This window comes from Rhodanobacter sp. C05, from assembly GCF_002001165.1.
In the GTDB taxonomy this organism is placed as follows: domain Bacteria; phylum Pseudomonadota; class Gammaproteobacteria; order Xanthomonadales; family Rhodanobacteraceae; genus Rhodanobacter.
Map to the genome: position 1 here is coordinate 170,287 of NZ_MUNQ01000006.1, position 21,929 is coordinate 192,215.

The window sequence follows — 21,929 nt, forward strand, 5'->3', positions numbered from 1 at the left end:
GCTGGGTTGCAGAAAATCGTGCTTCTGCGATGAGTCCGATGATCCATTCGAAGCCCCGTCACCAGGCTGACTGGCGACCCGTCAAAACATGCCAGAATGCGACGGTGCTTCACCCATCAGGTTCGCCGATGCGTTTTCTCACATGAAAGTCGGGGCCGTCACGAACTGGCGCGTAGCCGGTCTTTTGCTTGCGATGCTGATCATCGTCGGCTTGCCGTATCTGGTCACCCTCAACAATGCCCGCGATACGCAACGGGCCACCACGTGGGTGGCCCATTCGAACTCTGTCAAAGCGGTGACCTATCAGGTCGCTTACGTGATGCGAGACAGTGAAGCAGCCAGCTATCGGTTGCTGGCCGGCGATGGCAATGAGCAGACCCGCAAGCGTGCGAGTCGTGCCGGCAGCGAAGCGCCGACGTTGCTGCAGGAGTTGCGTCTCATGACGCGTGACAATCCCGATCAGCAGATCCAGATCGGCGCGCTGGAGAGCGACATCAATGGGCGCCTGACCATGATGAACCAGGCATTGTCACGCTTGCAGCAAGCTGATTCGGCTGGTGCCCGGCAGTCGCTGCGGGATGCCGGCGACTTGTTCAAGATGAATACGCAGATCGCGGCCATCGTGCAGAACGAGGACAAGCTGCTGCAAGGTCGCCAGGAGGCGGCATCACGGCAGGCGCTGAATGGCCGTATCGTGCTGAGCATTACCGCGCTGGCGCAGTTGCTGCTGCTGACGATCATCGTGATCACCTCCGAGCGGCAGATCGGCCGGCGCGAGGTGGCCGAGACCCGCGAGAGCCGCGCGGTGCAGCGTTCGCAACTGATCCTGCAGGCGGTGCGCGAACCGATTGCGCTGTTCGACGAGAACCTTCGCGGGCTGCTGGTGAATACGGCCTTCAGCGAGCTGTACGGGCTGGATCAGCAACAGCGTTCGCAGCCGCTGGCGCAGATGGGTGAAGGTGCCTGGAGCGACAGCGTGTTGCTGCAGAAGCTTACCGATGTGTTGCTGCGCGACCGCGAATTGTGGGACTACGACATGATCCAGCGCACGGTCGACGGGGTCGATCGCCACGTGGTGATCAATGCGCGCCGTCTGCAGCAAAGGGAATCGGATGCGCCGGCATTGTTGCTGACGGTGAGCGATGTCACCGTGCGCGCGCTGGCCGAGCAGAAGGTGAATGAGCTCAATCGCCAGCTCGAGGGCAAGGTGACCCAGATTTCCGATGTCAATCGCGAGCTGGAGGCGTTCAGTTATTCGGTGTCGCACGATCTGCGTGCGCCGCTGCGCCATATCGCAGGATTTTCGCGCAAGCTCGAGCATCATCTGGGTGAGCGCGTCGATGACAAGGCGACTCACTATCTCGAGGTGATCTCGGGTTCCGCGCAGCGCATGGCCTTGCTGATCGATGATCTGCTGGTGTTCTCGCGACTCGGTCGTGGCGCGCTGCGCCTGCAGGCGGTTGACATGCAGTCGCTGGTCGACGAAGCGCGTGCCTTGGCCGAATCGGGGTTGCAGGAACGACGCATCGTGTGGACTGTTGCGCCGTTGCCGATGGTGATCGGCGACGAGAACATGCTGCGCACGGTATGGCAAAACCTGCTCGGCAATGCGGTCAAGTACACCGGCCACTGCGAGGTGGCCCGCATCGAAGTGAGCACGCAGCAGGGCCGCAATGGCGATTACGAATTCACCGTGGCCGACAATGGTGCGGGCTTCGACATGCAATATGCCGACAAATTGTTCGGTGTATTCCAGCGGCTGCATCGGGCCTCGGAGTTTCCCGGCAACGGCATCGGTCTGGCCAATGTGAGGCGAATCGTAGTGCGTCACGGTGGGCGCGTCTGGGCCGATGCCGAGCTTGGGAAGGGCGCCCGTTTCCATTTTTCGCTGCCGGCCACCGATCTGGCCGGGGCACGTACCTGAGACCGATATGATCAAGAAAGAGCTGCGCACCATCCTGCTGGTTGAAGACAGCCGTGCCGATGCCGAGATGGCGATCGACGCGCTGAACGAAGCTCACCTGGCCAATCCGGTCGTGCACGTGGAAGACGGCGTGGAATGTCTGGACTATCTTTACTCGCGTGGGACGTGGGCCACGCGCGAGCCCGGCGATCCGGCCGTGGTATTGCTGGACATCAAGATGCCGCGCATGAACGGGCTGGACGTGTTGACCCACATGCGCGAAGACGAGCGGATGCGACGGATTCCGGTGGTGATCCTGTCGTCCTCGCGCGAGGAAAGCGATCTGGCGCGCAGCTGGGATCTGGGTGCCAATGCGTATGTGATCAAGCCGGTTGACGTGGATCAGTTCTTCGAGGCGGTACGCACATTGGGGCAGTTCTGGGCGGTGTTGAATCAGGCACCCGAACAGGAGTGAAAAGGTTGCGAAGTTACAGGGGACGCGAGCGGCACAGGTGCAGCTCGCGACAGGCGCACAGCGCCGATGCAGGCAACTGAAGTCGTGAGAATTACCATGCCAAACCAGCAGCTTCGTACCATGCCGACTATTCGTGTGCTGCAGGTCGAGGACAGTCAGCTTGATGCCGAGCTTGTGCTGGCCGAGCTCGATAACGATGGCATCGCCTACGAGGTGCAGCTTGTCGATGATCAGGCGCATTTCGTCGCGGCGCTGGATGTGTTCAAGCCGCACATCGTGCTGTCCGATCTAAGCATGCCCGGCTTTTCCGGTGAGCACGCACTCGAGCTGCTGCGCCAACGTGACGAGGAACTGCCGTTCATCTTCGTCTCCGCCACGCTGGGCGAAGAGGCGGCGATCGAAGCATTGCGCAAGGGTGCTACCGATTACATCCTCAAGCAGAACCCGGCCCGGCTGGCTAGTGCTGTGCGCCGTGCTCTGGCTGAAGTCGAAGCGCGCAAGGCGAGCCGCCGCGCCGAGTCGGAGCTGATCCGCGCACAGCGTTTCGAGAGCCTGGCGATGCTGGCCGGCGGCCTCAGCCACGATTTGCGCAACCTGCTGCAGCCGTTGCTGCTGGCCGGCGACAGCCTGCAGGACTACCAGGACGATCCGCGCCTGGCACGACTGGGCAAGCTGGTGCGCGACTGCGGCAAGCGCGGCTTGGACATGGTGCACTCGATGCTGTCGTTCGCGCGCGGCGCGCGGCGCGCGGAGCAAGTGCGGCTGGGCGCGTTGTTCAGTGCATTCGATCTGCTGATGCAAGGCAGCGTGCCGCGCACGGTCGCGATGGAACTGGTGATCGACGATCCGGAACTGTCGTTCGAGGGTAACCATACCGAGCTGCAGCAATGCCTGCTCAACCTGTGCCTGAACGCGATCCAGGCGATGCCGGATGGCGGCAATCTGCGCATCGAGGCCGCGCAGACGCAACTGGCAGCGGACTTCTTTCTGCCGGAGGAGCAGCCGCGGCTGGGTCATTACCTGCGGATCAGCGTGGTCGACAGCGGCCCAGGCATGGATCAGTCCGTGCTGGAGCATCTGTTCGAGCCGTTCTTCACCACCAAGGAGGCCGGCACCGGGCTTGGTCTGCTGTCATGCAAGCGCATAGTCAGCAGCCACGGCGGCGTGATGCGTGTGGATAGCGCACCGGGCCGTGGCACCCGTTTCGACCTGTATATCCCGCTGGAGGAGCTGGCCGCCGACGCCGATCAGCTGGATGAACAGGACAGTCTGGAAGGTGCAGCCGAGCGCGTGCTGGTCGTGGTTGAAGAGGCCGGTCAGCTGTCCCTGCTGGCCGACATGCTGGATGCCTACGGCTATCAGGCGCACGCCAGCCAGAGCGGTACTGCGGCGCTGCAATGGATCGAGGCTGGTGGCCTGCCCGATCTGGTCCTGCTGGATGCGGACATGAACCTGTTCACAGGTGTGCGTACGCTGGCCGCGCTGATCGAGCAGGGTTATACCGGCGCCGTGATCCTGCTGGCGCGTCCAGGCGAGACACCCGATCTGCATGAACTGCCACCGCTGGAACATCTCTATGTAATGGACAAACCGGTCACCACCCTGGTGTTGTTGCGTACACTGCGCAAGGCGCTGCGGGCGGCCGACAGCGGCAGCTAGGCCAGCCGTTTCGTGCGCATGCGGGCGCGTCATCCGGGGGGTGTTCTTGCTGGCGTATTACTTCGACCTGGCCCTGCGCAGCTGTCGGCGCAGCAAGGCCTTGACGGCACTCGTGGTGCTGCTGATGGGCTGCGGTGTAGCCACCTGCATGATCACCTTCGCGGTGTTTCGCGTCACCGCGGCCGATCCGATCCCGTGGAAATCGAACCAGCTGTTCGTGCCGCAGATCGACAACTTCGGGCCGGTGCACGACTGGCAGGGCGAGCCACCGATCCTGCTCAGCTACACGGATGCCGAGGCGTTCCTGCACGCGCGGCAGGCGCGACGACAGACGCTGATCTACGGGAGCAAGTGGACCGTGCTGCCGGACGACGCGCGGCGGCAGCCGTTCTCGCAGGAAGGTGACGCGGTCGGTCGCGATTTCTTTGCGATGTTCGACGCGCCGTTCCGTTACGGCGGCGGCTGGTCGGCCAGCGATGACGATCAACGCGCGGCCGTGGTGGTGATCAGCAGTGCACTCAATCAGAAACTGTTCGGCGGCGCCAACAGCGTGGATCGCGAGATCAACCTGGACACGCACACCTATCGCATTGTCGGCGTGCTGGACGACTGGAATCCCAGCCCGCGCTTCTTCGATGTGAGCAGCACGTTCCATCCCTTCAGCCATCCGCGGCAGCTCTACCTCCCGTTCAGTCGCGCCATCGACTTGCAGAAGGCCACCAGCGGCAGCTTCTATTGCAGCGCGGACGCGCCCAACCCCGACCTGCCGAACTGGGACAGCGTGTTGCACAGCGAATGTGCATGGATCGATGCGTGGGTGGACCTGCCCACGCGCGCCGACGTCGAGAACTACCGCGAGTATCTGCACAACTATGCGGCCGAGCAGCAGCGTCTCGGTCGTTTCACGTGGCCGCCCAACGTGCGCTTGCCGAATGTCAGGCAGTGGCTTGGCTTGCACGACAACCATGTGGTGCCGAAGGCATCGGCGCTGTCCATGATTGTCTCGGTCAGTTTTCTGCTGATCTGCCTCGTCAACGTGGTGGGGCTGATGCTGGCCCGCTTCATGCGCCGCGCGCCGGAGATCGGCGTGCGCCGTGCACTGGGTGCGTCGCGCGGAGCGATCTATGGCCAGTTCCTGACCGAGGCGGCGGCCATCGGGCTGGCCGGTGGCGTGCTGGGACTGCTGCTGACGACGCTGGGCATGGCCGGCATCGGTTCGGTATTCGAGCCGGAGGTTGCCCGGCTGGCGCGACTGGATGCGTCGCTGTTGCTGCTGACGGTGCTGGTCGCGGTGGCTGCCACCTTGATTGCCGCGCTCTATCCCACCTGGCGCGCAGCCCAGGTGCAGCCGGCGTGGCAGCTGAAGTCGAACGGATGAGGGCATCCCGATGAATTCGTTTCGACAGATCCGACCGATCCTCGCCGCGCTGCGTCGGCACAAGACGGCCACGCTGCTCATCGTGCTGCAGATCGCGCTGACCCTGGCGGTGGTCAGCAACGCATTGTTCATCGTCCAGACGCGGATCGTGCATCTGTCGCGACCGACCGGTACGGACGAGGCGCATCTGTTCGTGATCAGGAACGAATGGATCGGGCAGCCGGATCTGCCGCATATCGATGCGCAGATGCGCGCCGACCTGACGACGTTGCGCAATCTGCCGGGCGTGCGCAATGCGTTTGCCAGCCAGGCTTATCCGTTCGGTGGCTGGGGCGGATTGGCCCGCATCAAGCTTCGAGTCGAGCAGACGGTGAAGCCGCAATTGGCGATCACCTATTTTGCCGATCAACACGCACTCGACACGTTCGGCCTCGCGCTGGTGGCCGGCCGCAACTTCCGCGCCGACGAGATCGGCAGCCTCGGCCCGTACGACAAGTCGATGCCGGCGGTGGTCATCATCACGCGCGATCTGGCTCACAAGCTTTTTCCCGACGGCACGGCCGTGGGCAAGGCGATCTATCTGACCGATGACGGCCCGAGCACGGTCATCGGCGTCGTCGATCGCCTGGAAGGTGCTTACATCGGCAGCACGACGCGCTCGATCGACGAGGACACCATCCTGGTGCCTGCGCGCTACGCGAATCCTGAAGGCGTGGTCTATCTGGTGCGCACGCAACCGGGCGAGCTGGCCGCCGTATTGCACGCGGCGCCGGCCGCATTGTCGGCGCAGAATCGCCTGCACCTGATCAGTCCGGAGGATGGTGTGATCACGCTGGGGCAGGCACGTGCGCAGGGTTATGCCACCGATCGCGGGGTGGCGATCATGATGGCCGTGGTCTGCGTGCTGCTGTTGCTGGCGACCGCTGGCGGCATTGTCGGCTTGAGCAGCTTCTGGGTCAGCCAGCGCCGTCGGCAGATCGGTATCCGACGGGCGCTTGGCGCGACGCAGGACGATATCCTGCGCTATTTCCAGGTCGAGAATTTCCTGATCGTCGGTATCGGCGTCGCATGCGGTGCCATGCTTGGCATCGTGTCCAACCTGCAGCTGATGAAGCGCTACGAATTGCCGCGGATGCCGGTGTGGATGCTGATGCTTGGTGCCGTGCTGCTCTGGCTGCTCGGACAACTGGCCGTGCTCGGGCCGGCGCGGCGTGCTGCTGCCGTGTCGCCGGTGGAGGCGACACGGCAGCTGTGACGAAGTCGTCGCGCGCAGCTCACTGCCGCGCGTCAGTCGATGCCGAGCTTCTTCAGCTTGTAGCGCAGCGCGCGGAACGTGATACCGAGTTTCCGGGCGGCGGCGGTCTTGTTGTAGCGCGATTCTTCCAGCGCCTTGACGATGGCGGTGCGCTCGATATTGCTGATGTAGTCGTCGAGGCCGCCATCGGCGCCGGCGGCTGCGGGCTGCGGCGCAGCCGGGGCTTCGCGGCCTGGTACCGGCAGGTCCGGACTGGCTGCGCGCGCGTTGCGTTGCGGGAGCATCAGGTCCGGTGCATCGATGCTGTTGCCGTCGCACATGGCCATGGCGCGTTCGAGGATGTTTTCGAGTTCGCGCACGTTGCCCGGGAAGTCATACCCTTCCAGTGCATCGCGTGCGGCCTGCGACAGCTGGCCGACGCTGTCGCCGCTCTTGCCGGCCAGTGCCTTGAGAATGAAGCTGGACAACAGCGGCACATCGCCACGGCGCTCGCGCAGCGGCGGCACGCGCAGCTCGATCACGTTGATCCGGTAGAAAAGGTCCTGGCGGAACTGGCCTTGTTCGACCAGCGCGCCGAGGTTCTTGTGGGTGGCGGATAGAATGCGCACGTCGACCGGAATCTCCTCGCGTCCACCAATCGGGCGCACGGCTTTTTCCTGGATCGCGCGCAGCAGTTTCACCTGCATGTGCAGCGGCAGTTCGGCCACTTCGTCAAGAAACAGCGTGCCGCCCTGAGCGGATTGAAACAGGCCTTCCTTGTCGGCGCTGGCGCCCGTGAAGCTGCCCTTGCGATGGCCGAAGAACTCGCTTTCCATCAACTCGGAGGGAATCGCGCCGCAGTTGACCGGCACGAACGGGCCGCTCGCGCGCGGGCCCTGCTCGTGGATCAGTCGCGCCACCAGCTCCTTGCCCACGCCGGACTCACCAGCAATGTAGACCGGCGCCTGATTGCGGGCGAGTTTGCTGATCGTGGCGCGAACCTGCTGCATCGCGGTTGAGTCGCCGATCAAACGCTCGCCGGAACCACCTGCCTTGGCTGCGCCACCGCCATTGCGCTTTTCCTCGGCCAGCCGCAGTGCGGTGCGTACCAGGCCGCGCAGCATCTGGATGTCGACCGGTTTGGAGACGAAATCGAACGCGCCGGCCTTCAGCGCATTGACTGCCGCATCGACATTGCCATATGCAGTGATCATTGCGACCGGGGTGTCCGGGCAGGTTTCGGCAATCAGTTCGATGATCTCCTGACCATTGCCGTCGGGCAGCCGCATGTCGGTGAAGCACAAGTCGTAGCTGCGATCGGTCAGCGCGCGGCGCGCTTCGGCCACGGTGCCCACGGCGTCGACCTGCAGATCCATCCGGCCCAGCGTGATGGTCAGCAGCTCACGGATATCGCGTTCGTCGTCGATGACCAGGACGGTCTGTGCAGTCATGAGGGGTCTTTGATCCGCAGGTAATTCAGCTGAAGGTTACTAGGGCAGGCCGAAACGTCAACGCGTGGCGACCTGGTCGGTTTCGGCTGCCTCGGCGGGGCTGCGTGCCGGCGGCGTCAGCACCAGCCGGAAACAGCTGCCGCCGCCGGCCACGCGGACATATTCCAGCGCGGCCTGGTTGGCCTCGCTCATCTGCCGGGCCAGGTACAGACCCAGCCCGGTGCCGTATTCGTGGGTGGTGTAGAACGGCTCGAAGATCTGTGCGGCCACTTTCGGCGCGATGCCGGGGCCTCGGTCGATCACTTCGAGGATCGGCACGCCGTGCTCGCCCTGCCGGGTCACCACCATCACCCGCGCCGGCTCACCCGGCAGGCGGCCGTAGCGCAGGGCATTCTGCACCAGGTTCCACACCACCTGCTGCAGCTGCTGCGGATCGGCGACCGCTGCCACCGGCGCGCCATTGCTGGCGATGGCACGCAGCGAATCGATGCCGAGGTCATTGCCCTGGGAGTATTCCTCGACGAAGGCCTGCGCCCAGTGGCCGAGATCCAGCGTTTCCGGCCGCGAACGCTCACGCCGGGAGAGCTGCAGGATGTTTTCGATGATCTCGTTGAGCCGGATGCAATGGTTGTTGATGATCTCGACCATGCGCTGGTCGGTGCTGTCCATGCTCTTCGACTCGGCCAGCAGCTGGGCCGAGTAGCGGATCGCTGCCAGCGGATTGCGGATCTCATGGGCGATCGAGGCAGACAGCCGACCCAACGAGCTGAGCGTGAGCTCCTCCGCGCGGCGCGACAGCAGCGAGGTGTCGTCCAGGAAGATCAGCACGTGTGAATCGTCGTTCGGCGCCAGCCGGCTGAAGCGTGGCACCACCTCGGGCACGCCGTCGGCGAGCTGGGTGGCGGTTTCGTCCAGCTTTCCCGAGGTCATCCAGTGGTACAGCCGGCGCGACAGCTCCGGTGCCAGCTGGCCCAGGTCGCGCTGGTCGGCACGGGGGTTGCCCAGCAGCATCCAGGCCGACTCGTTGATCTGTTGAATGCGGTTGGCGTCGTCCACCAGCAGCACGCCGGTCTTCATGCGACGGATGATCAGTTCGTTGACCTGCGCGAGGTTGGCCAGGTCGGTGCTGCGCTGCTCGGCCAGTGCCTCGGTGGCGCGCAGCTGGCGGCCCAGCACATGGCACAGCGTGCTGCTGGCGAAATAGGCCAGGCCGAACAGTGCCGCTTCCAGCAGGTCGCGGTCGGCGGGATTGCTCGCCGATGAGCCGATCAGGGTGTGGCCGAGGATGCCGAGGGTGGCCAGCGAGGCAAAGAAGCTCGACAGCCGCAGAGGCAGGATCAGCGCGCCCGCACTCAGGTTCACCGCCAGCATCATGGCGATGCCGATGCGCGCATCGTGCATTGCACCGATCGCCAGCACGGCGGCGATGATGTCCACTGCCAGGGTCACCGAGACGGCGGTGCTGACGTAGGCCATGCTGCGCCGGTTGAACAGCAGTGCGATCAGCGCGAACAGCAGATAGGCCGAGGTCACGCCGCGGGCAAGCCCGGGTTTGGCCAGTTCCGGCCAGCCCATCCCGCCCGGACTGAAGGCCAGCCCGGCGTAGACCAGCGCCTGCACCAGCCGGAACGCATTGAGGAAGGTCAACTCGTGGCGAATCGTCGCGGTACCCGCGCGGGTGGCGATGAAGGGCGGTGTGCTGGACACGTGGCGGGCACTCCCTGGCGGTTCCGGTCGAGTATAGACGGGCTGATCGGTGTTGGAACGGGATCGCAAGGCGCATGAAACCGCGCTGCCAGGCGGTCCGGGCACGCCGCTCTTTCCATTACTGCCCGCTTCCGTGAAAATAGGCGGCCGTATTGCACGGTTTTGCCGGTTCACTGGCATGCGCACTGCATTCGGCAGCGCGTCACTCCGCCGTCCGACCTTCCTGACCCACGTCGTGTTCAAGCGTGCGGCCGCCATGTTTTCCCGTTCGCTCGAGGTATCGAATGAATTTCCACGAATACCAGGCCAAAGAACTGTTCGCGCAGTACGGCATCGCCGTTCCGCCGGGCAAGATCGCCAACTCTCCCGACGCCGCCGTCGATGCCGCCAAGCACCTTGGTGGTACGCAGTGGATGGTCAAGGCGCAGATTCACGCAGGCGGCCGTGGCAAGGCCGGTGGCGTGAAGTTCTGCAGGAGCTTCGATGACGTCCGTGCTGCTGCCAAGGGCATGCTCGGCACCCATATGGAAACCTACCAGTCCGCCGGTCGTGCGCTGCCGGTGAACCTGGTGCTGGTCACCGATGCCACCAATATCGCCAAGGAGCTGTACCTGTCGATCCTGGTCGATCGCGACAGCAAGGCGATCTCGTTCATCGCCTCCAAGCACGGTGGCGTGGACATCGAGCAGGTCGCCAAGGAAACACCTGAAGACATCCACACCATCGTGATCGACTTCGTCGAAGGGCTGCAGCCGTACCAGTGCCGCCAGCTCGGTTTCGCGATGGATCTGAACGGCAAGCAGGTCAATCAGCTGACCAAGATCATGCTGGGCCTGTACAAGCTGTTCAACGAGCAGGACCTGGCCCTGGTCGAGCTGAACCCGCTGGCGATCCTCGAGGACGGCAACCTCGCCGCGCTCGACGGCAAGGTCAATTCCGACGACAACGCCGAGTTCCGTCATCCGAACCTGGCCGCGATGCGCGACCTGACCCAGGAAGACGCCGCCGAAGCGGCCGCGCTGCAGAACAACCTCAACTACGTGACGATGGACGGCACCATCGGCTGCATGGTCAACGGCGCCGGACTGGCGATGGCCACGATGGACGTGATCAAGCTGGCAGGCGGCGAGCCGGCGAACTTCCTCGACGTCGGCGGCGGCGCCACCAAGGAGCGCGTGACCGAGGCATTCAAGCTGATCCTGTCCTCGGACAAGGTGCGCTGCATCCTGGTCAACATCTTCGGCGGCATCGTGCGTTGCGACCTGATCGCCGAGGGCATCATCGCCGCGGTCAAGGAAGTGGGCCTGAAGATTCCCGTGGTGGTGCGCCTGCAGGGCACCAATGTCGATCAGGGCCGCGAACTGCTGGCCAATTCCGGCCTGGCGATCACGCCGGCCGATGATCTCAACGACGCGGCGCAGAAAGCCGTGGCTGCGGCCAAGGGCTGAGGAGCAAACGAATGAGCGTTCTCGTCAACAAGAACACCAAGGTGATCGTGCAGGGCTTCACCGGCCAGCAGGGCACCTTCCATGCACAGCAGTGCCTCGACTACGGCACCAAAGTGGTCGGCGGTGTGACCCCGGGCAAGGGCGGTTCCGAGCATATCGGGCTGCCAGTCTTCAACTCGGTCGATGAAGCCGTGCTCGAAACCGGCGCCGACGCGTCGGTGATCTTCGTGCCGCCGCCGTTCGCGGCCGACTCGATCCTCGAAGCGATCGATGCCGGCATCAAGGTGATCGTGGCGATCACCGAAGGCATCCCGGTGCTCGACATGCTGCGCGTGAAGAACGTGCTGCAGCAGCATCCGGAGATCGTGCTGATCGGGCCGAACTGCCCCGGCATCATCACCCCGGACGAGTGCAAGATCGGCATCATGCCGGGTCACATCCACAAGAAGGGCAAGGTCGGCATCGTCTCGCGTTCCGGCACGCTGACCTATGAGGCCGTGTTCCAGACCACCAACGAAGGCCTGGGCCAGTCCACCTGCATCGGCATCGGCGGCGATCCGATCAATGGCCTGAGCTTCATCGATTGCCTGAAGCTGTTCCAGGATGATCCGCAGACCGAAGGCATCATCATGGTTGGCGAGATCGGCGGCAGCGCCGAGGAAGACGCCGCCGAGTTCATCGGCGAATACGTCAAGAAACCGGTGGTCTCGTTCATCGCCGGCGCCTCGGCGCCGGCCGGCAAGCGCATGGGCCATGCCGGCGCGATCATCTCCGGCGGCAAGGGCACGGCGGCAGCGAAGTTCGCTGCGCTGGAGAAGGCGGGCGTCACCACGGTGAAGTCGCCGGCCGATCTGGGCAAGACGCTCGCGAAGCTGATGAAGTAAGTCGGCTGCAGCGCGTAAAATACGAAGGCCGCGACCCCTCTCAGGGTCGCGGCCTTCGTATTTCTGGAGCATGACCATGGCAAGGCTGCGGCTGGCACTGGCCCAACACGATTTCCCGGTGGGTGCGGTGGCGGCGAATGCCGCGAAGACCGGCGACCTGATTGCACAGGCACGTACCGGCGGTGCCGGACTGGTGGTGTTTCCCGAACTCACCCTGAGCGGCTATCCGCCTGAGGATCTGCTGCTGCGGCCGAGTTTCCTGGCGGCCTGCGAGAGTGAGCTCAATGCGCTGGCGCAGGCCACCCATGGCGTTGCCGCACTGGTTGGCCATCCGCAGAGCGAGGGCGAGGTGTACAACGCCGCCAGCCTGCTGCGCGCTGGTCGCATCGAGGCTACGGCACACAAGCAGGCGTTGCCGAACTACGGCGTGTTTGACGACAAGCGCTATTTCCGTCCAGGTCATGCGACGGTCACCACGATGATCGACAGCGTCTGTATCGGGCTGTTGATCTGCGAGGACATCTGGCAGCCCGAGCCTGCGGCGCAGGCGGCGGCGGCAGGTGCCGAACTGATCGTGGTAGTCAATGCCTCGCCATGGGATGACGCCAAGCAGGCTGAACGTGAAGCCGTGCTGATCGAGCGTGCGCGTGAAACCGGGTGTGCGATTGTCTATCTCAACCTGGTCGGCGGTCAGGACGAGGTGGTCTACGACGGTGCTTCGTTGCTGGTCAACGGCGACAGTTCGATCGCCGCGCGTGCGCCGGCCTTTGTCGACGCACTGCTGTGGGCCGAGTTCGATCCGACGACGCGCACGCTGCACGCCGAGGACTGGCCGGTGTCCGCCGATGCCTGCGTCGAGGCTACGCTGTACGCCGCTTTGGTGCGCGGCACCCGCGACTACATCGACAAGAACGGTTTCGGCGGTGTGCTGCTCGGGTTATCCGGCGGCATCGACTCGGCCCTGACCCTGGCGTTGGCCGTCGACGCACTGGGCGCTGACCGCGTCACCGCGGTCATGATGCCCACGCGCTACACCTCGCAGCTGTCGCTGGATGGCGCTCGCGCGCAGGCCGAAAAGCTCGGCGTGGATTACCACGTGATCTCGATCGAGGCGACCTATGAGTCGTTCATCGGTGCGTTGACGCCGGCGTTCGCCGGCAAGGGCGCCGATACCACCGAGGAGAACCTGCAATCCCGCACTCGCGGCGTGATGCTGATGGCGCTCAGCAACAAGCATGGCCGCCTGCTGCTGGCAACCGGCAACAAGAGCGAGATGGCGGTTGGTTACGCCACCCTCTACGGCGACATGTGCGGCGCCTACGCGCCGTTGAAGGATGTCTACAAGACCGTGGTCTACAAGCTGTCGCGTTGGCGCAACGCGCAGGCAGCACGTGCAGGTGAGGGCGACATGATTCCCGCCGCGGTGATCGAGCGTCCTCCGTCGGCCGAGCTGCGCGACAACCAGACCGACCAGGATTCACTGCCACCGTACGATGAGCTGGACGCAATCCTTGCGCGCTTCATCGAGGGTGAACAGTCGCAGGCAGAGATTGCCGAGCAGGGTTTTCACGCCGACACCGTGCGCAGGGTGGTGCGGCTGGTGCTGCTGAACGAGTTCAAACGCCGGCAGTCGGCGCCGGGGCCGCGCGTGACCACGCGTGCGTTTGGCCGCGAGCGGCGTTATCCGATCACGTCCGGCTGGCGTTGAGGCAATGCCTTCGTGAATCGACGGGCTGGCATCAGTGCGCCCGTTTCTGCTTCGCCAACGTGATCACCACCACACCGAGCAGGATGATGGCCATGCCGGCGAGGTCATAGGGACCGACGTGCTCACCAGCCAGCAGCAGGCCGAACAACACGGCCACCGGCGGATTCACATACGCATAGCTGGTGCTCAGTGCCGGTCGCGCATGTTTCAGTACATACAGGTAGGCGCTGAACGCGATAAGCGAACCGAACACTGCCAGATAGACCACCGCCAGAGTGGCGCGCGTGGTGGGATGCGCCGGAAGATGTTCACCGCTGGCAAAGCCGAAGGTCAGCAAGGCAACGCTGGCGCAGAGCATCTGTGCGGCAGTGTTCATCGGCCCTGGCGGCATTTCGCGGCGGCGGCTCCAGGCCGAACCGAACGCCCAGCACATCGCGGCCACCAGCAGCGCCATCGCGCCAAACCGTGACCCGGACAGGCTGCTGCCGAGATTCAGCACGATCACACCGGCGAAGCCGATCGCCAGGCCGATGCTTTCGCGCCGGTTGGGCCATTCGCCATACATGCCGGAGAACAGCGCGGCGAACAGCGGCATGCTGGCCACCGCCACGGCGGCGATGCCGGAGCTCACCCGCTCCTCGGCAAAACAGACCAGGCCGTTGCCGAAACCGAGCAGCAATAAGCCGGTGAATCCGGCATTGCGCCATTGCAGGCGTGTTGGCGGCGCCATGCCGCGCAGGCGCAAGACGCCATACAACGCCATGCCGGCGCACAGGAAGCGGACGCCAGCGAGCAGGAACGGCGGATAGCTTTCCAGCGCGTAGCGGATACCCAGATAGGTCGAACCCCAGATCACGTACAACGCGAACAGCGCCAGCGGTATCAGGATGCGAGGGTCACGGAAGTGATGCGGCGCGGTGGCCACAGAATGGTCGGACATGGAGGCAGATCGTGAGGGGACGGCGCATTATCCGCGAGCTTGGCGGATTTGGTGAGCACGATCTGTGGCGTAATGCGGCGCTGGCCGTGGCGGCCTGCGTGTCGTGCGTTCAGTGCGTGACGGGGCGACCCTGCTGGATCACCACGAACTCGCCTTCCAGCACGTCAGGCTGGTGCGTGGCGCGCGCTGCAGCTGGGCTGGCAGGAGACTTCGCGTGGTGCCATCGACGCCAGGCCAGCAGCAGGCTGCCGCCCACTAGCAAGACGCCGGCGACCATCAGACCGAACACGAGCAGCACGCCGATCAACGCCACGCCGACCAGCAGCGACAGGACGCGAACCAGTGGATGGCGGGAGCGACGGAGGGAAGGCATGGTGACGTACATGTGTTAAAAATCCGTGTGGTAAAATCAACGACTTACGCTTGAAATCGTGCGTACAACCATGGGGCCATCCAGCCCGCGAGGCAAGTGCCGATGGATACAGTGACCTCCGTCCAGTTGTTGTGCCGACTGGACGATATTCCGGACGGCGGAGCCATCGCCGTCGATGCGCTGCTGCCCGGTGGCGAGGAGAGCCTGATCCTGTTGCGGCAGGGTGACCAGGTGCGTGGTTATCTCAATGTCTGCCCGCACACGGGTCGCCGGCTGGACTACGCACCTGGCAAGTTCCTGTTGAAGAACGACACGCTGATCTGCGCCGTGCACGGCGCCACCTTCAATCAAGGCGATGGATTGTGCATCGCTGGTCCGTGCCGGGGCGAGCACCTGCGCGAAGTGAGCATGCGGGTGGAGGGCGGCACCGTTCACCTGACTGCCGGCGCGTAGCCACCTCCGTCATCGGCATGCGGGAAGCATGGGCGTGTCCTGCCGGCTGCCGCATATGGATAAATCCGCTGGTCATTACGCAAACGGTGCGGCCCCGACTAGAATCCGGACGGATATCAACGGCAGCAACATGACAAACTTCGACGCTCTTGCGCACGCCTCGCACCTGAAGCACCTGGAATCGGAAAGCATCCACATCCTGCGCGAGGTGGCGGCGGAGTTCCGCAACCCGGTGATGATGTATTCCATCGGCAAGGACTCCTCGGTGCTGCTGCACCTGCTGCAGAAGGCGTTTTATCCGGCGCCGCCACCGATCCCGCTGCTGCACGTGGACACCACGTGGAAATTCCGCGAGATGATCGCGTTCCGCGATCGCCGTGCGCAGGAAACCGGCTGCCGCCTGATCGTGCATATCAATCAGGACGGCGTGGCGCAGGGCATCGGCCCGTTCGCTCACGGCGCCACCGTGCATACCGACGTGATGAAGACCCAGGCGCTGAAGCAGGCGCTGGACAAGTACAAGTTCGACGCCGCGATCGGCGGCGCACGGCGCGACGAGGAGAAGTCGCGTGCCAAGGAACGTGTGTTCTCGTTCCGAAACGCACAGCACCGCTGGGATCCGAAGAGTCAGCGGCCGGAGTTGTGGAACCTCTACAACGCGCGTATTGCCAAGGGCGAAAGCGTGCGCGTGTTTCCGTTGTCGAACTGGACCGAGCTGGATATCTGGCTGTACATCTATCGCGAGAAGATCGAAGTGCCGTCGCTGTACCTCGCCGCCGAGCGGCCGGTGGTCGAGCGTGATGGCGCGTTGATCATGGTCGACGACGAGCGCATGCCGCTGCGGCCGGGCGAGATCCCGCAAATGCGCAAGGTGCGTTTCCGCACGCTGGGGTGTTATCCGCTGACCGGTGCGATCGAGTCCGAGGCCGATACCTTGCCGGCAGTCATCCAGGAAATGCTGGTGGCCCGCACCTCCGAGCGCCAGGGCCGGGTGATCGACCATGATCCGTCCGCATCGATGGAGAAGAAGAAGCAGGAGGGTTATTTCTGATGCGCACGGAGCATGACGCGAGCACGGCAATCGATACCTACCTGCAGCAGCACGAAACCAAGAGCCTGCTGCGTTTCATCACCTGCGGCAGCGTGGACGACGGCAAGAGCACCTTGCTTGGACGCCTGCTGTACGACAGCAAGCTGCTGTTCGACGACCAGCTGGCGGCGCTGAAAGGCGACAGCCTGCGCCATGGCACACAGAACGGCGAGCTGGATTTCGCCTTGCTGGTCGACGGACTCTCGGCCGAGCGCGAGCAGGGCATCACCATCGATGTCGCCTACCGCTTCTTCAGCACGGAGCGGCGCAAGTTCATCGTGGCCGATTGCCCCGGCCATGAGCAGTACACACGCAACATGGCCACCGGTGCTTCCACTGCAGATCTCGCCGTGGTGCTGGTCGATGCGCGCAAGGGCTTGCTGACGCAGACGCGTCGGCATACCTATATCTGTGGATTGCTCGGCATCCGTCATGTGTTGCTGGCGGTGAACAAGATGGACCTGGTCGATTATTCCGAGGACGTGTTCCACGCGATCGAGGCGGATTATCGCGAGCTGGCTGACTCGATGGGTATCGCGCAGGTCAGCGCGGTGCCGCTGTCGGCGCTGCGTGGCGAGAATGTCAGCAGCCGTTCGGACTGCATCGACTGGTACGACGGCCCCAGCCTGCTGGAACATCTGGAGACGGTACAGGTCGCGCATGTAGCCGATGACGTCGGCTTCCGTTTGCCGGTGCAGTGGGTGTGCCGACCCGATCAGAACTTCCGCGGCTACGCGGGCCATGTCGTCGCCGGTTCAATTGCGCCGGGCGACGAAGTGGTGGTGTTGCCGAGTGGCGCCCGTTCACGGGTGGCGCGCATCGTCACCGCCGCCGGCGACTTGCCGCGTGCCGGCCTTGGCGACCCAGTCACCCTGACGCTGACCGACGAGCGCGACATCAGCCGTGGCGATGTCATTGCCGCGGCCGCACAGCCGCCGCAGGCGGCCGACCAATTCGCCGCGCACCTGCTGTGGATGGACGAGGCGCCGCTGCTGCCGGGGCGATCCTACGGGCTTAAGATCGGCGCGCGCACCGTGAGCGCCCAGATCACCGAGATCAAGCACAAGGTCGACGTCAATACGCAGGAAGCACTGGCCGCCAAGCGACTGGAGTTGAACGAGGTGGGCTACTGCAATATCAGCCTCGATCACGCCATCGCGTTCGAGTCGTATGCACACTGCCGCGAGATGGGCGCGTTCATCCTGATCGACCGGCAGAGCAACAATACGGTCGCCGCCGGCACGCTGAACTTCGCCCTGCGTCGCGCCGACAACATCCACTGGCAGCACATGGATGTCGATCGCATGGCGCGTGCACGGATCAAGGGGCAGGCGCCTGCCTGCCTGTGGTTCACCGGACTGTCCGGCTCCGGCAAGTCGACCGTGGCCAACCTGGTGGAGAAGCGCCTGCACGCGCTGGGCTATCACACCTACATGCTGGATGGCGACAACGTGCGCCACGGACTCAATCGCGATCTGGGTTTCACGGATGAGGACCGCGTCGAGAACATCCGCCGTGTGGCCGAGGTAGCGAAGCTGATGGTGGATGCCGGCCTGATCGTGCTGGTCTCGTTCATCAGCCCGTTCCGCAGCGAGCGGCGCATGGCGCGTGATTTGTTTGCCGAGGGCGAGTTCAGCGAAGTATTCATGGACACGCCGCTGGCGATCTGCGAACAGCGCGATGCCAAGGGGCTTTACGCCAAGGCGCGCGCCGGTGAGATCCGGAATTTCACCGGCATCGATTCACCGTACGAGTCACCGGAGCACCCCGAAGTGCATCTGCACGCGGCTGAGCGCAGCGCTGAGGCGATGGCCCAGCAGGTGGTCGAGGCGCTCGTCGGGCAGAGTTGAGTTGGCAGTTGCGATCCTGCGCAACCACATTCGCGCAGGATTCGCCTTCACCATGCTGCCGCCGGGCAAGCCGGCAGGCAACTCAGCACTCGATGACGTTGACCGCGAGACCGCCGCGACTGGTCTCCTTGTACTTGTCCTTCATGTCGCGGCCGGTGTCGCGCATGGTCTTGATCACCTTGTCCAGCGAGACGCGGTGCTTGCCATCGCTCTTCAGCGCCATGCGGCTGGCATTGATCGCCTTGACCGAGCCCATCGCGTTGCGTTCGATGCAGGGGATCTGCACCAGGCCACCGATCGGGTCGCAGGTGAGGCCGAGGTTGTGCTCCATGCCGATCTCGGCAGCATTCTCGACCTGCATCACACTGCCGCCAAGCGCGGCGGTGAGACCGCCGGCAGCCATCGAGCAGGCCACGCCGACCTCGCCCTGGCAGCCCACTTCGGCGCCGGAGATCGAGGCGTTTTCCTTGTACAGGATGCCGATTGCCGCAGCGGTCAACAGGTAGTCGATGATGCCGTCGTCGTTCGCCTTGGGGCAGAAGCGCAGGTAGTAGTGACCCACCGCCGGCACGATGCCCGCCGCACCATTGGTCGGCGCAGTGACCACGCGGCCACCGGCGGCGTTCTCCTCGTTCACCGCCAATGCGTAGAGGTTGACCCAGTCGAGGATGGTCAGCGGATCGCGCAGTGCAGCTTCCGGCTGGGTGCGCAGCTCTTCGGCCATCGCCGGCGCGCGACGGGCCACCTTCAGGCCGCCCGGCAGCGTACCGGGTGAGCGCAGGCCGCGGTCGACGCAGTCCTGCATTGCCTTCCAGATCGTCAGCAGGCCGGCGCGGGTTTCCGCTTCGGGACGCCACACGCTCTCGTTCGCCATCATCAGCTGGGCGATCGTCATGCCGTGCAGCTTGCACAGCGCCAGCATCTGGTCGCCGGTGGAGAACGGATAGGGCTGCTCGGTGGTGTCGGCGACGATGCGGTCTTCCGCGGCTTCGTCGTGATTCACCACGAAGCCGCCGCCGACCGAGTAGTAATCGCGCGTGGCCAGTTCGTTGCCGTCGGCGTCATACGCACTGAAGCGCATGCCGTTGGTGTGGAACGGCAGCTTCTGGCGCTTGTTGAAGACGAGGTCGCTTTTTTCGTTGAATTCGATCTCGCGCTTGCCGAGTACGCGGATGCGTTGTCCGGTGCGGATCCGTTTGAGGATCTCCGGGATCCTGTCGGGATCGACCGTATCCGGATGCTCGCCTTCGAAACCGAGCAGCACCGCCTTGTCGGTGCCGTGGCCGCGGCCAGTCATCGCCAGCGAGCCGTACAGCTCGGCACGCACCCGGGTCACCCGATCCAGCACGCCTTTCTCTTCCAGCCAGCGTTCGGCGAAACGTGCTGCCGCGCGCATCGGTCCCACCGTGTGCGAGGAGGACGGGCCAATGCCGATCTTGAACAGGTCGAATACGCTGACGGCCATGGGTTTGCTGCCGGGGGAGGGAGTGAACCGGTTATTCTACGCGGCGTCCCCGACTTTGGCAGTCCATTCGCAAGCGCATGTCCGATCTCATCCTGTATCAGCGCGATTACTGTCACCTGTGCGATCTCGCGCTGGCCGTGCTGGCCGAAGCGAGCGCGCCGGAGTTCGACAGTGTGTGGGTGGATGACACGGTCGAACTGGAGCAGCGTTATGGCGCGCGCGTGCCGGTGCTGCGCGATGCACGCGATGCACGCGATGGCCGCGAACTGGACTGGCCGTTCGATGCGGCAGCGGTGCGTGCATTTCTGCGCTAGCAACGCTCCTGTTCGCGAATACTTTTATGAGAACGGTTTAAGAAATCCTTGAGGCCTCACGCTGTCATTCCCGCGAAAGCGGGAATGACAACTCGTGCGAAGTTTCCTGAAGCTGCTTCGCGCCGGTCAGCCAGCCAGTGAAGCAGCCACGCCAAACGCGCAACCCGTCTTCGCCTTCACGTCGGCCAGCGTCACGCCGTCATGCATCTCGATCAGGGTCAGGCCCTGGCCTTTCTCCACCTCGAACACGCACAGATCGGTGATGATCAGGTCGACCACCTGCTTGCCGGTCAGCGGCAGGTCGCAGGCGTCCTTGATCTTCGGCGAGCCGTCCTTCGCGTTGTGTTCCATCAGCACCACCACGCGCCTGACGCCGCTGACCAGATCCATCGCACCGCCAGGACCCTTGACCATCTTGCCCGGCACCATCCAGTTGGCGAGGTCGCCATGCGCGGAGACTTCCAGGCCGCCGAGGATCGACAGGTCGATATGGCCGCCGCGGATCATTGCGAACGAGTCCGCGCTGGAGAAGAAGCTCGAACCGGGCAGGGTGGTGATGGTCTGCTTGCCGGCATTGATCAGGTCGGGATCGATCTGGTCTTCGGTCGGGAACGGACCGATGCCGAGCAGGCCGTTCTCCGACTGCAGGATCACGTCCATCCCTTCGGGAATGAAGTTCGCCACCAGGGTCGGGATGCCGATCCCGAGGTTGACGTAGAAGCCGTCGCGCAATTCCTTCGCCGCGCGCTGCGCCATCGCGGTGCGGATCGGGCTTTCCTTGCCGGTGTTGGCGCCGGCGATGGTGCGGAACTCGATACGTTTTTCGTAGTTCGCGCCCTGGATGATGCGATCGATGTAGATGCCCGGCACGTGGATGTTGTTCGGATCGAGCGTGCCGACCTCGACCAGTTCTTCCACTTCGGCCACGCAGATCTTGCCGCAGGTGGCGATCATCGGGTTGAAGTTGCGCGCGGTTTCGCGGAACACCAGATTGCCGAGGCGGTCGCCCTTCCATGCCTTCACGATCGAGACGTCGGCGTGGATGGCTTCCTCCAGCACATATTCCTTGTCGCCGAAGACCTTGGTCTCCTTGCCCTCGGCCAGCTTGGTGCCGAAGCCGGTGCGCGTATAGAAACCGGGTATGCCGGCGCCGCCGGCGCGCAGCTTCTCGGCCAGCGTGCCCTGCGGGGTCAGGTGCAGTTCGAGTTCGCCGGCCAGCACCTGGCGCTCGAACTCCTTGTTCTCGCCCACGTAGGAGGCATACACGCGCTTCACCTGATGCGTCTTCAGCAGCGGACCCATGCCGAAATCGTCCACGCCGGCATTGTTGCCGACGATGGTCAGGCCCTTGGTGCCGGCTTCCAGCAACGCCCCGATCAGGTTCTCGGGGATGCCACACAGGCCGAAACCGCCGGCGGCGAGGGTCATGTCGTCGAACAGCAGCCCGTCGAGAGCCTTGGATGCGCTTGGGTAAACCTTGTCCATTGCCATGCCTTCCTGCAGGGAGAGTCAGCTGCCAAGGATACGACGGTTTGCCTGTGCACGGCCTTGTACCAAGGTCGCAGGCCCGGTTCCGTGCCAACAAAGCAAGACTTGA

Annotated in this window: 18 protein-coding genes; 12 read left to right on the forward strand and 6 right to left on the reverse strand. The window is 64.1% G+C overall.

What is annotated here, in order from left to right:
• Positions 1-142 precede the first annotated feature (142 nt).
• The 5 genes from B0E51_RS03405 (at position 143) to B0E51_RS03425 (ending at position 6,670) form a co-directional block, all read left to right on the forward strand.
• Positions 143-1,924: an ATP-binding protein gene (locus B0E51_RS03405; RefSeq protein WP_077443439.1), complete on the forward strand. Its 1,782-nt coding sequence runs from the start codon at positions 143-145 to the stop codon at positions 1,922-1,924.
• Positions 1,925-1,931: 7 nt separating this feature from the next.
• Positions 1,932-2,378: a response regulator gene (locus tag B0E51_RS03410; RefSeq protein WP_077443440.1), complete on the forward strand. Its 447-nt coding sequence runs from the start codon at positions 1,932-1,934 to the stop codon at positions 2,376-2,378.
• A 120-nt stretch (positions 2,379-2,498) separates the two neighbouring features.
• Positions 2,499-4,037: a response regulator gene (locus tag B0E51_RS03415; protein WP_077443651.1), complete on the forward strand. Its 1,539-nt coding sequence runs from the start codon at positions 2,499-2,501 to the stop codon at positions 4,035-4,037.
• 46 nt (positions 4,038-4,083) lie between these two features.
• Positions 4,084-5,415 carry an ABC transporter permease gene (locus B0E51_RS03420; RefSeq protein ID WP_077443652.1) on the forward strand — a complete coding sequence of 444 codons (1,332 nt, stop codon included), beginning with the start codon at positions 4,084-4,086 and terminating at the stop codon, positions 5,413-5,415.
• A 10-nt stretch (positions 5,416-5,425) separates the two neighbouring features.
• Positions 5,426-6,670, forward strand: coding sequence for an FtsX-like permease family protein (locus B0E51_RS03425; RefSeq protein WP_077443441.1), 1,245 nt, complete (start codon positions 5,426-5,428; stop codon positions 6,668-6,670).
• A 32-nt stretch (positions 6,671-6,702) separates the two neighbouring features.
• Here B0E51_RS03425 and B0E51_RS03430 read toward each other — a convergent pair whose 3' ends face one another.
• Both B0E51_RS03430 and B0E51_RS03435 read right to left on the reverse strand, forming a co-directional pair.
• Positions 6,703-8,100, reverse strand: a complete 1,398-nt coding sequence (locus B0E51_RS03430) for a sigma-54 dependent transcriptional regulator (RefSeq protein WP_077443442.1) — start codon at positions 8,098-8,100, stop codon at positions 6,703-6,705.
• A 57-nt stretch (positions 8,101-8,157) separates the two neighbouring features.
• Positions 8,158-9,807: an ATP-binding protein gene (locus tag B0E51_RS03435; RefSeq protein WP_077443443.1), complete on the reverse strand. Its 1,650-nt coding sequence runs from the start codon at positions 9,805-9,807 to the stop codon at positions 8,158-8,160.
• A 284-nt stretch (positions 9,808-10,091) separates the two neighbouring features.
• Here B0E51_RS03435 and sucC point away from each other — a divergent pair, with 284 nt between their 5' ends.
• From sucC to B0E51_RS03450, 3 genes are all read left to right on the forward strand, one after another.
• On the forward strand, positions 10,092-11,255 hold the full coding sequence (sucC, locus tag B0E51_RS03440; RefSeq protein ID WP_077443444.1) for an ADP-forming succinate--CoA ligase subunit beta: 1,164 nt from the start codon (positions 10,092-10,094) through the stop codon (positions 11,253-11,255).
• 11 nt (positions 11,256-11,266) lie between these two features.
• Positions 11,267-12,139 carry a succinate--CoA ligase subunit alpha gene (gene sucD, locus B0E51_RS03445; RefSeq protein ID WP_077443445.1) on the forward strand — a complete coding sequence of 291 codons (873 nt, stop codon included), beginning with the start codon at positions 11,267-11,269 and terminating at the stop codon, positions 12,137-12,139.
• A gap of 76 nt (positions 12,140-12,215) precedes the next feature.
• Positions 12,216-13,847 carry an NAD+ synthase gene (locus tag B0E51_RS03450; RefSeq protein WP_077443446.1) on the forward strand — a complete coding sequence of 544 codons (1,632 nt, stop codon included), beginning with the start codon at positions 12,216-12,218 and terminating at the stop codon, positions 13,845-13,847.
• Positions 13,848-13,878: 31 nt separating this feature from the next.
• On the opposite strand, the gene yedA is transcribed toward B0E51_RS03450, so the two are convergent.
• Complete coding sequence (yedA, locus tag B0E51_RS03455) at positions 13,879-14,787, reverse strand: drug/metabolite exporter YedA (protein ID WP_077443447.1); 909 nt, start codon at positions 14,785-14,787, stop codon at positions 13,879-13,881.
• A 109-nt stretch (positions 14,788-14,896) separates the two neighbouring features.
• Entirely contained in the window at positions 14,897-15,172 is a 276-nt protein-coding gene (locus B0E51_RS03460) for a hypothetical protein (protein ID WP_077443448.1), read from the reverse strand.
• Between the two features lie 90 nt (positions 15,173-15,262).
• On the opposite strand from B0E51_RS03460, the gene B0E51_RS03465 reads away from it, so the two are divergent.
• The 3 genes from B0E51_RS03465 to cysN all read left to right on the forward strand — a co-directional run bounded on the left by B0E51_RS03465 (position 15,263) and on the right by cysN (position 18,553).
• Positions 15,263-15,613 (forward strand): Rieske 2Fe-2S domain-containing protein, encoded by a 351-nt coding sequence (locus B0E51_RS03465; protein ID WP_077443449.1) that lies wholly within the window; start codon positions 15,263-15,265, stop codon positions 15,611-15,613.
• A 130-nt stretch (positions 15,614-15,743) separates the two neighbouring features.
• A complete protein-coding gene (cysD, locus tag B0E51_RS03470; protein WP_077443450.1) occupies positions 15,744-16,664 on the forward strand; it encodes a sulfate adenylyltransferase subunit CysD in 921 nt (306 codons plus the stop codon).
• On the forward strand, positions 16,664-18,553 hold the full coding sequence (cysN, locus tag B0E51_RS03475; RefSeq protein ID WP_077443451.1) for a sulfate adenylyltransferase subunit CysN: 1,890 nt from the start codon (positions 16,664-16,666) through the stop codon (positions 18,551-18,553). Before cysD ends, cysN begins: the two co-directional genes overlap by 1 nt.
• An 82-nt stretch (positions 18,554-18,635) precedes the next feature.
• On the opposite strand, the gene B0E51_RS03480 is transcribed toward cysN, so the two are convergent.
• Positions 18,636-20,018, reverse strand: a complete 1,383-nt coding sequence (locus tag B0E51_RS03480; protein WP_077443452.1) for an L-serine ammonia-lyase — start codon at positions 20,016-20,018, stop codon at positions 18,636-18,638.
• Positions 20,019-20,095: 77 nt separating this feature from the next.
• Here B0E51_RS03480 and B0E51_RS03485 point away from each other — a divergent pair, with 77 nt between their 5' ends.
• The gene (locus B0E51_RS03485) at positions 20,096-20,332 is read left to right on the forward strand and encodes a glutaredoxin family protein (RefSeq protein WP_077443453.1); all 237 of its coding nucleotides are present in this window, start codon (positions 20,096-20,098) and stop codon (positions 20,330-20,332) included.
• Between the two features lie 126 nt (positions 20,333-20,458).
• On the opposite strand, the gene B0E51_RS03490 is transcribed toward B0E51_RS03485, so the two are convergent.
• Entirely contained in the window at positions 20,459-21,817 is a 1,359-nt protein-coding gene (locus B0E51_RS03490) for a 3-oxoacid CoA-transferase (RefSeq protein WP_077443454.1), read from the reverse strand.
• Positions 21,818-21,929: the final 112 nt, after the last annotated feature.

Coding starts and splice junctions, on each gene's coding strand:
- B0E51_RS03405 (WP_077443439.1), top strand. CDS start 143: ATGAAAGTCGGGGCCGTCACGAACTGGCGCGTAGCCGGTCTTTTGCTT.
- cysD (WP_077443450.1), top strand. CDS start 15,744: ATGACAAACTTCGACGCTCTTGCGCACGCCTCGCACCTGAAGCACCTG.
- cysN (WP_077443451.1), top strand. CDS start 16,664: ATGCGCACGGAGCATGACGCGAGCACGGCAATCGATACCTACCTGCAG.
- B0E51_RS03480 (WP_077443452.1), bottom strand. CDS start 20,018: ATGGCCGTCAGCGTATTCGACCTGTTCAAGATCGGCATTGGCCCGTCC.
- yedA (WP_077443447.1), bottom strand. CDS start 14,787: ATGTCCGACCATTCTGTGGCCACCGCGCCGCATCACTTCCGTGACCCT.
- B0E51_RS03460 (WP_077443448.1), bottom strand. CDS start 15,172: ATGTACGTCACCATGCCTTCCCTCCGTCGCTCCCGCCATCCACTGGTT.
- B0E51_RS03410 (WP_077443440.1), top strand. CDS start 1,932: ATGATCAAGAAAGAGCTGCGCACCATCCTGCTGGTTGAAGACAGCCGT.
- B0E51_RS03485 (WP_077443453.1), top strand. CDS start 20,096: ATGTCCGATCTCATCCTGTATCAGCGCGATTACTGTCACCTGTGCGAT.
- B0E51_RS03465 (WP_077443449.1), top strand. CDS start 15,263: ATGGATACAGTGACCTCCGTCCAGTTGTTGTGCCGACTGGACGATATT.
- B0E51_RS03490 (WP_077443454.1), bottom strand. CDS start 21,817: ATGGACAAGGTTTACCCAAGCGCATCCAAGGCTCTCGACGGGCTGCTG.
- B0E51_RS03450 (WP_077443446.1), top strand. CDS start 12,216: ATGGCAAGGCTGCGGCTGGCACTGGCCCAACACGATTTCCCGGTGGGT.
- B0E51_RS03430 (WP_077443442.1), bottom strand. CDS start 8,100: ATGACTGCACAGACCGTCCTGGTCATCGACGACGAACGCGATATCCGT.
- B0E51_RS03415 (WP_077443651.1), top strand. CDS start 2,499: ATGCCGACTATTCGTGTGCTGCAGGTCGAGGACAGTCAGCTTGATGCC.
- B0E51_RS03425 (WP_077443441.1), top strand. CDS start 5,426: ATGAATTCGTTTCGACAGATCCGACCGATCCTCGCCGCGCTGCGTCGG.
- sucD (WP_077443445.1), top strand. CDS start 11,267: ATGAGCGTTCTCGTCAACAAGAACACCAAGGTGATCGTGCAGGGCTTC.
- sucC (WP_077443444.1), top strand. CDS start 10,092: ATGAATTTCCACGAATACCAGGCCAAAGAACTGTTCGCGCAGTACGGC.